Origin of the sequence: Burkholderia sp. COPS (genome assembly GCF_019425585.1) — a bacterium.
In the GTDB taxonomy this organism is placed as follows: Bacteria; Pseudomonadota; Gammaproteobacteria; order Burkholderiales; family Burkholderiaceae; genus Burkholderia; species Burkholderia cepacia.
This window is the reverse complement of record NZ_WIXR01000041.1, coordinates 1-15,835: the sequence shown is the minus strand read 5'-3', so window position 1 is coordinate 15,835 and position 15,835 is coordinate 1. Positions and strand designations below refer to the sequence as shown.

At 68.9% G+C, this 15,835-nt stretch carries 10 protein-coding genes; 7 read left to right on the top strand and 3 right to left on the bottom strand.

Going from position 1 to position 15,835, the window contains the following annotated elements:
- Position 1 precedes the first annotated feature (1 nt).
- The gene (gene recN / locus FOZ70_RS29030) at positions 2-1,651 is read left to right on the top strand and encodes a DNA repair protein RecN (RefSeq protein ID WP_219707377.1); all 1,650 of its coding nucleotides are present in this window, start codon (positions 2-4) and stop codon (positions 1,649-1,651) included.
- A 128-nt stretch (positions 1,652-1,779) separates the two neighbouring features.
- Here recN and glnE read toward each other — a convergent pair whose 3' ends face one another.
- A complete protein-coding gene (gene glnE / locus FOZ70_RS29025) occupies positions 1,780-4,584 on the bottom strand; it encodes a bifunctional [glutamate--ammonia ligase]-adenylyl-L-tyrosine phosphorylase/[glutamate--ammonia-ligase] adenylyltransferase (RefSeq protein WP_219707376.1) in 2,805 nt (934 codons plus the stop codon).
- Between the two features lie 229 nt (positions 4,585-4,813).
- Between glnE and FOZ70_RS29020 the strand changes: the two genes are divergently transcribed.
- From FOZ70_RS29020 to FOZ70_RS28995, 6 genes are all read left to right on the top strand, one after another.
- On the top strand, positions 4,814-9,013 hold the full coding sequence (locus tag FOZ70_RS29020; protein ID WP_219707375.1) for a YhdP family protein: 4,200 nt from the start codon (positions 4,814-4,816) through the stop codon (positions 9,011-9,013).
- Positions 9,014-9,076: 63 nt separating this feature from the next.
- Positions 9,077-9,904, top strand: coding sequence for a carbon-nitrogen hydrolase family protein (locus FOZ70_RS29015; RefSeq protein ID WP_219707374.1), 828 nt, complete (start codon positions 9,077-9,079; stop codon positions 9,902-9,904).
- An 85-nt stretch (positions 9,905-9,989) separates the two neighbouring features.
- On the top strand, positions 9,990-11,456 hold the full coding sequence (tldD, locus tag FOZ70_RS29010; protein ID WP_021163847.1) for a metalloprotease TldD: 1,467 nt from the start codon (positions 9,990-9,992) through the stop codon (positions 11,454-11,456).
- A gap of 395 nt (positions 11,457-11,851) precedes the next feature.
- The gene (gene aroG / locus FOZ70_RS29005) at positions 11,852-12,925 is read left to right on the top strand and encodes a 3-deoxy-7-phosphoheptulonate synthase AroG (protein WP_027788323.1); all 1,074 of its coding nucleotides are present in this window, start codon (positions 11,852-11,854) and stop codon (positions 12,923-12,925) included.
- Between the two features lie 123 nt (positions 12,926-13,048).
- Positions 13,049-13,318: a type II toxin-antitoxin system prevent-host-death family antitoxin gene (locus FOZ70_RS29000; RefSeq protein ID WP_021163851.1), complete on the top strand. Its 270-nt coding sequence runs from the start codon at positions 13,049-13,051 to the stop codon at positions 13,316-13,318.
- A complete protein-coding gene (locus tag FOZ70_RS28995; protein WP_219707373.1) occupies positions 13,315-13,704 on the top strand; it encodes a type II toxin-antitoxin system VapC family toxin in 390 nt (129 codons plus the stop codon). Before FOZ70_RS29000 ends, FOZ70_RS28995 begins: the two co-directional genes overlap by 4 nt.
- 75 nt (positions 13,705-13,779) lie before the next feature.
- Here FOZ70_RS28995 and hmpA read toward each other — a convergent pair whose 3' ends face one another.
- Positions 13,780-14,988: an NO-inducible flavohemoprotein gene (gene hmpA, locus FOZ70_RS28990; RefSeq protein ID WP_219707372.1), complete on the bottom strand. Its 1,209-nt coding sequence runs from the start codon at positions 14,986-14,988 to the stop codon at positions 13,780-13,782.
- A 106-nt stretch (positions 14,989-15,094) separates the two neighbouring features.
- On the bottom strand, positions 15,095-15,646 hold the full coding sequence (locus FOZ70_RS28985) for a cob(I)yrinic acid a,c-diamide adenosyltransferase (RefSeq protein WP_124842010.1): 552 nt from the start codon (positions 15,644-15,646) through the stop codon (positions 15,095-15,097).
- Positions 15,647-15,835 lie beyond the last annotated feature (189 nt).

Below are 15,835 nucleotides of genomic sequence, written 5' to 3'. Positions count from 1 at the left end.
CATGCTCCGCCACCTCTCGATCCGCGACTTCGTCATCGTCGCCGCGCTCGATCTCGAATTCGACAGCGGCTTTTCCGTCTTTTCCGGTGAAACCGGCGCCGGGAAATCGATCCTGATCGACGCCCTCGCCCTCGCGCTCGGCGAACGCGCCGACGCGAGCGTCGTGCGCACCGGCTGCGGCCGCGCCGACATCACCGCCGAATTCACGCCGCACGACCGCGTCGCGCGGTGGCTCGACGAACACGCGTTCGACACCGAGGACACCGTGATGCTGCGCCGCGTGATCGATGCGAACGGACGGTCGCGCGCGTTCATCAACGGCACCAGCGCGACGCTCGCGCAGCTGCGTGAACTCGGCGAAATGCTCGTCGACATCCACGGCCAGCATGCGCACCAGCTGCTGATGCGGCCCGACGCGCAGCGCGAGCTGTTCGACACGCACGCGGGGCTCGTCGCCGATGCCGCGAACGTCGCGCGCGCGTGGCGCGTGTGGCGCGACGCGACGCAGGCGATCGAGGCCGCGAAGGCGCACGAGCGGGAGCTGCAGCTCGAACGCGAAAAGCTCGCGTGGCAGCTCGCCGAGCTCGACAAGCTCGCGCCGCAGCCCGGTGAATGGGACGAGGTCAGCAACGAGCACAAGCGCCTGTCGCATTCGGCGAACCTGATCGACGGCGTGCGCGGCGCACTCAACGCGTTGTCCGAGGCCGACGACGCGATGCTCGCGCAGCTCGGCGCGATCGTGTCGAAGCTGCGCAGCCTGGCCGACTACGACACCGCGCTCGGCGACGCGCTCGCGTCGCTCGAACCGGCCGAGATCCAGCTGCAGGAAGCCGTCTACTCGCTGTCGCACTATGCGCAGCGCGTCGATCTCGATCCCGAGCGGCTCGCGCAGGTCGAAACGCGCCTCGATGCGCTGCACTCGACCGCCCGCAAGTTCCGGTTGCCGCCCGACACGCTGCACGAAGAACACGCGGCGCGCCGCGCGCAGCTCGCCGCGCTCGACGCGGCCGCCGATCTCGGTGCGCTCGAGGCGACGCAGGCCAAGGCGCGGGAAGCCTATCTCGCCGATGCCAGGCATCTGTCGAAGGCGCGCGCGCAGGCCGCCAAGGCGCTCGGCACGGCCGTCACGGCCGGCATGCAGGAACTGTCGATGGCGGGCGGAAGCTTCGAAGTCGCGCTCGTCCCGCTCGCCGACGGCGGCCCGCACGGGCTCGAGCAGGTCGAATTCCGGGTCGCCGGCCACCCCGGCGTGCCGCTGCGGCCGCTCGCGAAGGTCGCGTCGGGCGGCGAACTCGCGCGGATCAGCCTCGCGCTCGCAGTGATCGCAAGCGCGGCGAGCCCGACGCCGACGCTGATCTTCGACGAAGTCGATACGGGGATCGGCGGCGGCGTCGCCGAAGTGGTCGGCCGCCTGCTGCACCAGCTCGGGCGCGATCGCCAGGTGCTGTGCGTGACGCACCTGCCGCAGGTCGCCGCGCGCGGCGACCACCACTTCCAGGTCGCGAAGGGCGCCGACGAGCACGGCGGCACGGTGTCGACGGTCGTCGCGCTCGACCGCGCCAACCGGATCGAGGAAGTCGCGCGGATGCTCGGCGGGCTCGAGATCACGGCCACGACGCGCAAGCACGCGAAGGAAATGCTGGCGGCCTGACGCGGCTACTGCGCCGGCCGAATGCAAAAAGACCGGCGCATGCGCCGGTCTTTTTTTGCCGCACGGCCGCTCACCCGATCGCGCCCGCCCTGCTCCGCGAATTCGAACGCCCGATTCGAACGCCCGACTCAAACGCCCGTTTCAGCCGTCCCGAACACGCGCGCCCACAGCGTCGTCACGGCTGCCCGCTCGTCGGCCACCACGGCCGGATCGACCCGCGCCTTCTCCATCCCGTCGAGCCGCAGCTTGTGCTGCAGCTTCCGGTACTTCCGGTAGGCCGCGCCGACGCGCTCGGCCTCGTCCTCGCCCATCAGCCCGAAGCGCGCGACCTCGCGCAGCAGCGCGATGTTGCCCGTGTTGCGGATCAGCTCGGCGTCGCTCGACGCGTGCAGCAGCACCCAGTACTGGACGATGAATTCGATGTCGACCATCCCGCCGCGATCGTGCTTCAGGTCGAACAGCTCGGTCTGGTTCGGATGGCCGGCAAACACCTTGCCGCGCATGTCGACGATCTCCTTCGCGAGCACGCCGCCGTCGCGCGGCGTCGTCAGCACCTGCTGGCGGATCGCCTCGAAGTCCGCGCCGATCTGCGCGTCGCCCGCGCTGTAGCGGGCACGCGTCAGCGCCTGGTGCTCCCACACCCACGCGGTGTTCGCGGCGTCGCCCTCGCGCAGCTGGTAGCGGCGGAACGCATCGAGATCGGTGACGAGCAGCCCGGCCTCGCCGTTCGGTCGCAGCCGCAGGTCGATGTCGAACAGCGCGCCGGCCCCGGTCGCCGTGGTGAGCCACGTGATGAGCCGCCGCGTGAAGGTCGTGTAGACGTCCGCCGAGCGCTCGTCCGCATCGTCATACAGGAAGATCAGGTCGAGATCGGATGCGTAGCCGAGCTCCTTGCCGCCCAGCTTGCCGTACGCGATCACCGCGAACTTCGGCACGTCGCGATGGCGCTTCGCGAGCTGGGACCAGACGACTTCGATCGTCACGTCGAGCACGGCGTCGGCCAGCTCGGACAGCCGGTCGCTCACGTGCTCGACCGACAGCTGCCCGGCCAGGTCGATCAGCAGGATCCGGAACACCTCCGCGTGCTGCGCGTGCCGCAGCAGGTCCATCTGCTGCTCGGGGCCGTCGGCCGCCGCGAGGCGCGCGCGCAGCGCGTCCTTGAACGCAGGCCAGTCGAACGGGCTCGCGATCGCCTCGTCGTCGAGCAGTTCGTCGAGCAACTGCGGGTGGCGGATCAGATAACCGCCGCCCCAGCGCGTCGCGCCGAGCACCGACAGCACGCGGTCGAGCGCGGCCGGATACTCGGTCAGCAGCGCGAGATAGACGCCGCGCCGGCTGACCGTCTCGAGCAGGTCGAACAGGCGCACGATCGTGTCGTCGCGGCGTGCGGCGTCGATCGTCGGCGCGGCGTCGAGCGCCCGCTGCGCGACGCGGTCGAAGCGCTGCCGGCTCTTTTCCGGCAGGCCCGCATAGCGCGTCGATTGCCAGATCGCTCGCAGCCGCGCGAGCACGGCGGCCGGATCGGCGAAACCGAGGCCGTCGAGGCGCGCGACCAGCGCATCGTCCTCGCCGTCGTCGCCCAGCGCGCCGCTCCAGATCCATGCGGCGGCCGTGTCGTCACCCGCCGCGCAAGGGCCGCCGCCCTTCACCTTGTCCGCGAAGATCTGGTCGAACTGCGCCTCGACGAAGTTCCGGTGCTCATCCAGCACCGTCATCAGCGCCGCATAGTCGGCAAAGCCGAGCGACGCGGCCAGCGCCGCGCGTTCATCCGGCTCGACCGGCATTGCGTGCGTCTGCGCGTCGTTGCGGTACTGCAGCCGGTGCTCGAGCGTGCGCAGGAAGTTGTAAGCATCGGCGAGGCGCGCGCGCACGTCCTCGCCGATCAGCCCGCGCGCCTGCGCATGGCGCAGCACCGCGAGCGTCGGCCGCACGCGGAATTCCGCATCCTGGCCGCCCCGGATCAGCTGGAATACCTGCGCGCTGAACTCGATCTCGCGGATCCCGCCGCGCCCGAGCTTGATGTCGTCGGACTTGTCGGGCCGCATCGACGCGCGGCGCGCGGCTTCCTGCCGGATCTGCTGGTGCAGCGAGCGGATCGCGCCGATCACGCCGAAATCGAGATAGCGGCGATACACGAACGGCTTGACGATCGACTCGAGCTGCGACTCCAGCCGTCGCGCCGCGTCGCTGTCGCCTTCCGACACGAGCCGCCCCTTGATCCACGCGTAGCGCTCCCACTCGCGCCCCTGCACGTAGAAATATTCCTCGAGCATGCCGAGGCTGCAGACGAGCGGCCCCGAATCGCCGTTCGGACGCAGCCGCATGTCGACGCGAAACACGTAGCCGTCGGCCGTGACCTCGGACAGCACGCCGATCAGGCGCCGGCCGAGCCGCGTGAAGTATTCCTGCGTGGACAGCGGCGAACGCGCGCCGCCGGTCGTCTCGCCGTCGTCCTCGTAGACGAAGATCAGGTCGATGTCCGACGACACGTTCAGCTCGCGGCCGCCGAGCTTGCCCATCCCGACCACGCCGAGCACGACGCGCTGGCCGTCGGCGCCGCGCGGCTCGCCGTACAGCGCCTCGAGTTCAACCGACAGCAGCGCGAGCGAACGCTGCACGGCCACTTCGGCGAGATCGGTCATCGCGCCCGTGACCTCGGCAACGTCCGCCAGCCCGCGCAGGTCGCGTTCCGCGACCGCGCCGAACGCCTCGGCACGCAACTGCCGCAGCGCGCGCTTCAGTTGCTCCTCGGTCGGCGCGGCCGTGCCGGCCGGCGTCGCCAGCAGCTCGGTGAGGCGCGCGTCGAGCTGCGCGCGGCCGAGCGGCGCGGCGGCCCACGCGGCGACCTGTTCGGCCAGCGCGGGCCGCGCGGCAGCCGCGCGAGCAAGGTATCGGGAATAGGACGTGCTGATCAGGGCGGAAGCGTCGGTCATCGAGAAGCGGGCCTGGCGGAAAGGCCGGCCGGCAGCGGGCCGGCGCGTGCGCGCCCCGCTACCGGCCGGCCCCATGGATTCGGCGCGGCATCGCGGGGCGTGTGCGCCCGCCGCGAAACCGCGCGCCGGAAAGCCCGTGCCGCGCTGCCGCAACGGCCGCCGGCACGAACCCGTGTGATACATTTCAACGTCAGTCTGCAAAACTACCATATCGCCGCCCGTCCGCCGCATGTCCGACCGTCAGGAATCCGCCGTAGCTGCGCCCGAAGCGGGACCTCCGAAGCACGATCATCCGGTCCTGCGCCGCGTGTTCCGGGTGACGCTGGCAGTCGGGCTCGGCACCTACTTCGTCGCGTCCGGCGCGTTCCTCGGGCTGCGCTACGTGCTGCTGCCCCGCATCGACGAATTCCGCCCGCGCATCGAGCGCGCGGTGTCCGACAAGCTCCACGCGCAGCTTTCGATCGGCAAGCTTTCCCCGAACTGGTCCGGCATGCAGCCGGGCGTCGAACTCACGAACCTGACGATCCGCGGCCACGACGGCAAGGTCGCGCTGGCGGTGCCGCATGCAACGGCCGCGCTGTCGTGGATGTCGCTGCTGCGGCTGTCGCCCGCGCTGTCGAGCCTGATCGTCGACCAGCCCGACCTCGTCGTCGCGCGGGCGGCCGACGGCTCGCTGAGCGTCGCGGGCGTCGGCGTGGCAACCACCCACGGCGGCAACGACACGTTCGGCACGTGGCTGCTGAAGCAGGAAGCGATCGTGCTGCGCGGCGGCACGCTGCGCTGGCGCGACGCGCAGCACGACGCGCCGGAGCTCGTGCTGTCGGGCATCCGGCTCGCGGTGCTCAACGACGGCCGCGTGCACAAGGCCGCGCTGCAGGCGCCCGCGAACGGCACGCTGCTGCTCGGCCCGCTCGATTTCCGCGCGCGCTTCAGGCACAAGCCGCTCGCCCCGGTCGGCAAGCCGTCGAACTGGTCGGGCGACGCGTACCTGTCGACGGGCCCGGTCGACCTGCAGACGCTCGGGCGTTACCTCGACATGCCGCTCACGATCCACGCGGGCCGGATCGACAACGCGATCTGGGCCACCTTCAGCGACGGCCACCTGCATTCGGCGGGCGGCGACCTGCAGGGCGCGGACGTCGCGCTGCGCGTGCGCCCGACGCAGCCGCGGCTCGACGTGCCGACGGTCGGCTTCGGCTGGGACATGCAGCTCGATGCCGGCCACGACTACACGCTGCACCTGACGCGCTTCAACGCGGAACTCGGCCAGCCGCCGCTGCCGGACGGCACGCCGCTCGCCCGCTCGCTCGCGCTGTCGACGCTGACGGCCCGCTACCGTGTGCCGACCGCCAGCCAGGGGCAGTTGTTGAGCGTCGTCGGCGACCGCGTCGATCTCGGCATTCTCAGCGAGTTCATTCGCGGACTGCCGCTGCCGGCGCGCCTGCGCAACGAGCTGATCAAGATCGACCCGCGCGGGATGGTGTCGAACTATCACATCGAGGTCGAACGCGCGAAGCCTGCGCGGGCCGACCTCGCCGACGAGGAGCGGCGCATGGGCGCCGCGCCGATCGTCCGCTATCGTTTCCTCGGCGATCTGCAAGGCATCAGCTTCGCCGCGCAGGAGCCGCCGCCCGGGCTGTCGCCGCGTGGCCACCCGCGGGCCGGCTGGCCGGGCGTCGAGAACCTGTGGGGCCGCGTCGATGCGAACGAAACGGGCGGCAGCGCGCATTTCGATACGGTCAACGCGGCGGTCACGGTACCCGGCGAATTCGACGAGCCGCGCCTGACGTTCGACCGGTTGCGCGGCAACGCAAAGTGGGCGATCACGCCCGCGGCCGGTGAAAAGCATGCGCGCGTCGAAGTGACCCTGCCCGACCTGCTCGTCTCGAACCCCGATGCCGAAATCGCGGTATCCGGCTCGTACACGAACCCCGGCCACGGCCGCGGCTCGCTCGACCTGCGTGCCGATTTCGCGCGTGCGTCGGTGGCACGCATTCCGCGCTACCTGCCGACCGGGATGTCCGAACACCTGCGCGACTATCTCGGCCACGCGCTGCAGGCCGGCCAGGTGACCAAGGGTGCGTCGATCGTCGCCCGCGGCCCGCTCGAGAAATTCCCGTTCGAACACGAGCCGGACGCCGGCGTGTTCCACATCGTCGCGCCGTTCACCGGCGGCCGCTTCGAACCGACGCCGTACCCGCCGCGCAAGCTCGCGAACGGCACGCCGAGCGTCTGGCCGGCGCTCGACGGGATCGACGGCGTGTTCGAGCTCGCGCAGAACAAGCTGCGCTTCGACATCGATCGTGCGCACTACAAGCGCGTCGCGCTGACGAAGGTCGCGGGCCGCATCGACGATCTCGGCAATCCGTCGCACTCGCCGCTGATCATCGACGGTCATGCGCAGGGCCCGCTCGCCGACCTGATCGACTACGCGGACAACAGCTCGCTCGGCACGATGAGCGGGCATATCGGCCAGCGGATCGATGCGCAGGGGCGCGCGTCGCTCGCGCTCAAGATCACGATTCCGCAGCACGTCCCGCATCCGCACACGCACGTCGAAGGCGCGCTCGCATTCGGCGGCAACACACTGACGACGAGCGGCGTGCCGCCGCTGTCCGCGCTGCGCGGCAGTGTCCGGTTCACCGAGGCCGGCGCATCGCTGCACGACCTGTCGGGGCGCTTCCTCGGCGGCCCGGTGCGCGCGAGCGGCAACTTCCAGTCGCACGGCCCGTATACGGTGGACGTCGACGGCCGGCTCGCGCTCGACGCCGCGCGCGGCCTGAACCTGCATGGCCCGGCAGCCGCGCTGCTCGAGCACGTGGTCGGCGACGCGCCGTACAAGGTCGCCGTGCGCGGCGCGCCGGGCCGCCTGCCCGACATCAGCGCGCATTCCGACCTGACCGGCGTGGCACTGAATTTCCCCGCGCCGTTCGCAAAACCGGCCGGCACGCCGATGCCGTTCAGCTTCACGCTGCAGCCGGCGCCGCAGGCGGACGGCAAGCGCCTCGAGCACGCCGACCTGACGCTCGGCCCCGTGTCCGCAACCTACCTGCTCGACGCGACGCGCGGCCAGCCGCTGCGCGCGGTGCGCGGCGCGATGGGCATCCACCGGATGCCCGACATGCCGCAGGACGGCGTGAGCGCGGCCGTCGACGTCAACGAACTGGACGCCGATGCGTGGCTCGCGCTGGCCCATACGCTGAAGCCCGACACGCCGCGCACGCAGGAGGCGCAAGCCGCGTCGCGCGTCGATTTCGCGAGCTTCGCGCCGAAGCGTTTCGCGCTCCATTTCGGCACGCTGAAGCTGCTCAAGCGCAACTGGGAAAACGTGATCGTCGGCGCGTCGCACGTCGACGAGCTCTGGCAGGCGAACATCGCGTCGAACCAGGTGTCGGGCTACCTGTCATGGGCGCCGGGCGGCGGCCACAACGGCGCGGGCGTGCTGAACGCGCGGCTCGCGAAGCTCGTGGTGCCCGACAGCGCGCAGCACGATCTCGTCGGCCGCGCGATGAACCTGCCGACGCCGACCGACCGCCCGATGCCGTCGATCGACCTGATCGTCGACCAGGTCGTCGCGCGCAACCACGACATCGGCCGACTCGTCGTCAACGCGCGCAACATCGACGAAGCCGGCACGCCGGTCTGGCAGCTCGACAAGCTGGAGCTGTCGAACCCGGCCGCGAAGCTGACGGCGACCGGCAACTGGCGCACCTCGCGCCGCGCACTTGCCCGCGGTGCCGATGAAAACGACGCACCGCGCCGCACCGTGTTCGACTTCAAGCTCGACATCGACAACGCGGGCGCGCTGCTCGACCGCGTCGGCCTGCCGCGCACGCTCGCGAACGGTCACGGCACGGTCACCGGCAAGGTCGGCTGGCGCGGCGGCCCGACCGCGGTCGACTTGCCGTCGCTCGGCGGCCAGATCGCGCTCGACCTCGAACACGGCCAGATCCTGAAGGTCGATCCGGGCGCGGCGAAGCTCCTCGGCGTGCTGAGCCTGCAGAGCCTCGCGCGTTTCCTGACGCTGAATTTCCGCGACGTGATCGGCAAGGGGCTGCCGTTCGACAAAATCACGGGCACCGGCCGGATCTCGAACGGGATCGCCCGCACCGACGACTTCTCGATGATGACCGGGCCCGCGAACGTCACCGTGCGCGGCGCGGTGGATCTCGGCACCGAGACGCAGGACCTGCACGCGCACGTCGCGCCGAAAATCAGCGCGGGCGCGGCCGCGATCGGGGCGGCCATCATCAACCCGCTGCTCGGCGTCGGCGTGCTGGCCGCGAACTACGCGCTGTCGGAGACGCTGTCGCGCGCGTTCGCGCTCGACTACACGATCACCGGCTCGTGGGCGCACCCGCACATCGAGCGGGTGCGGGGCGATCAGGGTAAGATGAATCACGGTCCGGCCGATGCGGCGAGCCATTGAGCCGCGCGTCGGGCCGCGCATGGTGCCGGGCCGCACCCCATTTATGACGCAACCGATCCAGCGATGACCGACCACACCCGTTCCGCCACGCCCTTCCAGGTCGCCGCGCTGCAGATGGTGAGCACGCCGGACGTCGCGCGCAATCTCGCCGAGGCGCGCCGCCTGATCGCGGAAGCCGCCGGCGAAGGCGCGCAGCTCGTGCTACTGCCCGAGTACTTCTGCTTCATGGGTCACCGCGACACCGACAAGCTCGCGCTCGCCGAACCTTACCGGGACGGCCCGATCCAGCATTTCCTCGCGGACGCCGCGCGTCGCCACGGCATCTGGGTGATCGGCGGCACGCTGCCGCTGAAGGCCCCGGAGCCCGATCGCGTGCTCAACACGACGCTCGTGTTCGATCCATCCGGCAACGAAGCCGCGCGCTACGACAAGATCCACCTGTTCAACTTCGAGAAAGGCGGCGAGTCGTTCGACGAGGCGCGCACGATCCGCGCGGGCGATACGGTCGTCACGTTCGACGCGCCGTTCGGGCGGGTCGGCCTGTCCGTCTGTTACGATCTCCGCTTTCCGGAGCTGTATCGCAGGATGGGCGACTGCGCGCTGATCGTCGTACCGTCGGCATTTACGTATACGACCGGCCGCGCGCACTGGGAAACGCTGCTGCGCGCGCGGGCCGTCGAGAACCAGTGCTACGTGCTCGCGGCCGCGCAGGGCGGCAAGCACGAGAACGGCCGGCGCACCTGGGGCCACAGCATGCTGATCGACCCGTGGGGCGAAATCGTCGCGGTTCGCGACGTGGGCGCAAGCGTCGTGCTCGGCGCGCTCGATCCGCAGCGCATTGCCGACGTGCGCCAGAGCCTGCCCGCGTGGCGGCACCGCGTGCTGACCTGAATCGGCCGCACCGCTTGAAACACCGCGCGGCCAACCCATCTGCCCAGAAGCACCCGACAACTTTTTGAGAAACCCCGATATCCGCATGAACATCATCGAACCCGGCATCCGCAACCTCGCGCTGGCGAAGGACATCCTGCTCACGCCGTACGGCCTCGACGAAAGCCTGCTCACGCGCACGATCGCCGACATCTTCACGCATCGCGTCGACTATGCGGACCTGTACTTCCAGGCGACCCGCAGCGAAGCGTGGAGCCTCGAGGAAGGCATCGTCAAATCGGGCAGCTTCAGCATCGACCAGGGCGTCGGCGTGCGCGCGGTCGCGGGTGACCGCACCGCGTTCGCGTACTCGGACGACCTGTCCCCGGAAGCGATCGCGCAGGCGGCCGCGGCCACCAAGGCGATCGCGGCGGCCGGCGGCGGCCGCCAGAAGATCAAGGCGGCCACGTCGCTGAAGGGCATCTCGGGCCGCGACCTGTACCTGCCGTCCGATCCGCTCGCGTCGCTCGACGCGACGGCCAAGGTCAAGCTGCTCGAGCGCATCGAGCAGATGGCGCGCGGCCGCGACCCGCGCGTCACGCAGGTGATGGCCGGCCTCGCCGGCGAATACGACGTCGTGCTGGTCGCACGCAGCGACGGCGCGCTCGCCGCCGACATCCGCCCGCTCGTGCGCGTGTCGGTCACGGTGATCGCCGAGCAGAACGGCCGTCGCGAGATCGGCTCCGGCGGCGGCGGCGGCCGCTTCGACTACGGCTACTTCACCGACGAAGTCCTGTCCCGCTACGTCGACGACGCCGTGCATGCGGCGCTCGTGAACCTCGACGCACGCCCCGCGCCGGCCGGCGCGATGACGGTCGTGCTCGGGCCGGGCTGGCCGGGCGTGCTGCTGCACGAAGCGATCGGCCACGGCCTCGAGGGCGACTTCAACCGCAAGGGTTCGTCCGCGTTCGCCGGCCGGATCGGCGAGCAGGTCGCCGCGAAGGGCGTGACGGTGGTCGACGACGGCACGCTGCCGAACCGCCGCGGCTCGTTGAACATCGACGACGAAGGCAACCCGACGCAGTGCACGACGCTGATCGAGGACGGCATCCTGAAGGGCTACATCCAGGACACGCTGAACGCGCGCCTGATGAAGATGCCGGTCACGGGCAACGCGCGGCGCGAATCGTACGCGGCGCTGCCGATGCCGCGCATGACCAACACGTACATGCTGAACGGCGACAAGGATCCGCAGGAAATCATCGCGTCGGTGAAGAACGGCCTGTACGCGGTGAACTTCGGCGGCGGCCAGGTCGACATCACGAACGGCAAGTTCGTGTTCTCGGCGTCCGAGGCATACATGATCGAGAACGGCAAGATCACCTACCCGGTGAAGGGCGCGACGCTGATCGGCAGCGGCCCCGAATCGCTGAAGTACGTGAGCATGATCGGCAACGACATGTCGCTCGACACGGGTGTCGGCGTGTGCGGCAAGGAAGGCCAGAGCGTGCCGGTCGGCGTCGGCCAGCCGACCCTGCGGATCGACAAGATGACGGTCGGCGGTACGGCATAACCGCATCGCGGCGCAGACATTCCGCGCATTTTGAAGAAAACGCGCGGAATGTCCGCATTTTCGACGCTCCCCGGTTGCCAGCCGCCCGGCGACGGGGTATAAATTCCGAATCAACTTTTTTGACGAACCGAATCTCCGTCATGTCCGCCAAGTTTTACTTTTACTTTTTTTGGCATCTCAGACCGCTGGCGGATCGAGAGGGTTGATGGCGCGTAAAGCGCAACCGAAATTCCCGAAAAAACCGCCGGCGAACCCGGCGGTTTTTTTTCGCCCTTCGCTTCCCGGTCGCCGCCGCAGCGGTTCCGCGGCCCCGACCGAATCACTGAATCGCTTGAATTGATGAATCTGCCGCACGCCCACTGATCGAACGGCGCCCGGAACCAAGGAGAAACAGCATGCCCCCGCACAACACCGACGACGTCCGCATTCGCGAACTCAAGGAACTGACGCCGCCCGCCCACCTGATCCGCGAATTCGCGTGCTCCGAAGCCGCGTCCGAGCTGATCTACAACTCGCGCCAGTCGATGCACCGCATCCTGCACGGGATGGACGACCGGCTGATCGTGGTGATCGGGCCGTGCTCGATCCATGACACGAAGGCGGCGATCGAGTACGCGGGGCGGCTCGTGAAGGAGCGCGAGCGCTTCAAGGGCGAGCTGGAAATCGTAATGCGCGTGTACTTCGAGAAGCCGCGCACGACGGTCGGCTGGAAGGGGCTCATCAACGATCCGCACCTCGACAACAGCTTCAAGATCAACGAAGGGCTGCGCACCGCGCGCGAGCTGCTGCTCCAGATCAACGAGATGGGCCTGCCGGCCGCGACCGAATACCTCGACATGATCAGCCCGCAGTACATCGCCGACCTGATCTCGTGGGGCGCGATCGGCGCGCGCACGACCGAATCGCAAGTGCACCGCGAGCTCGCGTCGGGGCTGTCGTGCCCGGTCGGCTTCAAGAACGGCACCGACGGCAACGTGAAGATCGCGGTCGACGCGATCAAGGCCGCATCGCAGCCGCACCATTTCCTGTCGGTGACGAAGGGCGGCCATTCGGCGATCGTGTCGACGGCCGGCAACGAGGATTGCCACGTGATCCTGCGCGGCGGCAAGACGCCGAACTACGACGCGGAAAGCGTGAACGCCGCGTGCGCGGACATCGGCAAGGCCGGCCTCGCCGCACGCCTGATGATCGACGCGAGCCACGCGAACAGCTCGAAGAAACACGAGAACCAGATCCCCGTCTGTGCCGACATCGGCCGCCAGATCGCGGCCGGTGACGCCCGCATCGTCGGCGTGATGATCGAGTCGCATCTCGTCGAGGGGCGCCAGGACCTGAAGGAAGGCTGCGAACTGACCTACGGCCAGAGCATCACCGACGCGTGCATCGCATGGGACGACAGCGTGAAGGTGCTCGAAGGCCTCGCGGAATCGGTGAAGGCACGCCGCGTCACGCGCGGCAGCGGGAACTGACGGACGCAAACCGGCCGGTCGCATGGCACCGCCCCGTGGCGGGTTGGCCATGCGGTTAGCTGGCGGTCGGCGCGTCGCCCTGCTAGACTAGCTAACGTTATCTAGCTAACCAAGGGGGCGCCCATGCCGACCGTCAACATGCACGATGCCAAGTCGCGGCTCTCAAGCCTCGTCGAAGCGCTTGAATTGGGGCGCGAATCGGAAGTCGTCATCGCCCGCAACGGTCATCCGGTCGCCCGGATTGTTCCTTATGCCCCACCGAAGCGGATCGGCGCAGCCCGTCAGTTGCTTGCCGGGTTGAACATCCCGACAACCGTCGAGGCATTCAATGCCGGCGATGAATCGATCGCCGCCGACTTCGATGCCAGCTCGGAACAGCGACTCGCCCCGTGAAGCTGCTGCTCGACACGCACATCGCGCTATGGGCAGCCGAAGGCGCACCTCAACTTTCCGCGACTGCGGTCGCGTTGATCGAACATCCCGAAAACACGCTGTACGTCAGCGCCGCGTCCATCTGGGAGATTGCGATCAAATACCGCAAAGGCAATCTGCCAGTCCATCCGCGCGATGCACGTTCGGCATTCCGACTCGCAGGTTTTGCGGAGTTGCCAATCAGCAGCGATCACGTCGAAGGCGTCGCCGCACTGCCAGATTTTCCGGATCACGCCGATCCGTTCGACCGCGTGATGGTCGCTCAGGCACTCCATGAAGGCATGCCGCTCATCAGCGCCGATGCCAAAATATGGCGCTATCACGCGACGCTGATGCTGCGAGCATGACGCTCATCCCGCTACAAAATCAAAGCCCGGCCCGCACCGGGCTTTTTCATGCACCGCAGGTCTTGCGCGCAAGCATCACTCGAGCGCGCCCGAACCGAAGATCTCGGTATTGATGCGTTCCGGCGCGACGCCGAGCGCGACCAGCGCATCGCGTTGTGCCTTCATGAACGCGATCGGGCCGCAGACGTAGTAGTCGGCGTCCGGCACCAGCGCGTAGTGCCGCACGCGCTCCGGCGTGAGGCGCCCTTCCAGGTCGTGGTCGACGCCGACGCGATCGTTCGGGCCGACCAGCTCGTACAGCACCGTGCGCTTGACGTTCGCATGCTCGCGCACCGTGTCGTTCAGCCAGTCGCGGAACGCGTGCACCGCGCCCGAGCGGCATGCATGGACGAACCGCACGTCACGCTTGCTGCCTTCGTCGACCAGCGTCGACGCCATCGACACCATCGGCGTCAGGCCGACGCCGCCGGAAATCAGCACCACCGGCGTCTCGACGCCACGCTTCAGCGAGAATTCGCCCATCGGCGCGGTGACCTCGACGATCGCGCCCTCTTCCACGCCGTCGTGCATCAGCGTCGACACCTTGCCGGCCGGAACGACTTCCGGCCTGCCGGCTTCGCGCTTCACCGAGATGCGCAGCCACTTGCCGTGCGGCGCGTCGGACAGGCTGTACTGGCGCGGCTGGTCGACGCCGAGATCGCCGACGAAACGCTTCACCGTGACGTACTGGCCGGGCTCGAACGTCGGCGCCGCGCCGCCGTCGGCGGGCGTCAGGTAGAACGACGTGATCTCGTCGCTTTCGCGCACCTTGCGCTCGACCTTGAACGGGCGGAACCCGCTCCAGGCGGCCCCCGCGTACAGGTCGGCCTCGGCGCCGATCAGGATCTGCGCGATTTGGCCGTAAGCCACGCGCCACGCCTCGAGCGTGTCGGCATCGACCGCGTCGCCCAGCACCTCTACGATCGATGCGAGCAGGTTCTCGCCGACGATCGGGTAATGCTCGGGGCGGATGTTCAGGCTCGCGTGCTTGTGCGCGATGTGCGACACCGCCCCGCCCAGCGCACCGAGATTGTCGATGTTCGCCGCATACGCGTAGACGGCCTTCGCGAGCGTTTCCGGCTGGCTGCCCGTCTTCTGGTGCGTCTGGTTGAACAGGTTCTTCAGTTCCGGATGGCGCGCGAACATGCGCTGGTAGAAGTGCTTCGTGATCGTCGCGCCGTGCACGGCGAGGACAGGGGCAGTGGCCTTCACGCGAGCCATCTGGTCAGCGGTGATGTGGGTCATGTTCGTTCTCCGTTAAACATGCACACACAATACCTTTTTAAAAATTCGATGCCCCTCGGGCAAATTGTCGCAGCGCGGCAAGGGTAAGGGGGCGAATCGCCAGCGGTCAGCGGACCCGGCCACGTTCCCACAGCACGTCCGATCCGCCGTCGGTACGGTTCAGTACGCGCGCCAGCACGAACAGCAGGTCCGACAGCCGGTTCACGTAGCGCCGCGGCGCATCGTTGAGCGTTTCGGTACGCCCGAGCGCGACGATCGAACGCTCCGCGCGACGGCATACGGTTCGGCACACGTGCGCGAGCGACGCCGCGCGCGAGCCGGCCGGCAGGATGAATTCCTGCAGCGGCGGCAGCGTCGCGTTGTAGTCGGCGAGCCAGCGATCGAGCCGCGCGAGATGCGTGTCGTCGAGCACCGTATGGCCGGGAATGCACAATTCGCCGCCGAGATCGAACAGGTCATGCTGGATCGTCACGAGCGCCGTGCGGATATCGTCCGGCAGCGTTTCGGCGAGCAGCACGCCGAGGTTCGAGTTCAGCTCGTCGACGTCGCCGATCGCGGCGATCCGCGTATCGTCCTTGCCGATACGCCGGCCATCGCCGAGGCCGGTGGTGCCGTCGTCGCCGGTACGCGTGGCGATCTTGCTCAAGCGGTTGCCCATGCGGATGTCCTCTCGTGCGCGGCCGCGACGCGGCCCGGTTGCGTTCGAACGCGATTATCGCAGCCCGCGACGGCAGGCGCAGCAGGCGTTACAGCGTAGAATGGGCCGAAACCCAGCAGCACGGGAGCCGGAGCGGCGCCAACGCGCCCATCCGGATCGACAAGGAGACGTTCGTGAATCACCCTGCCC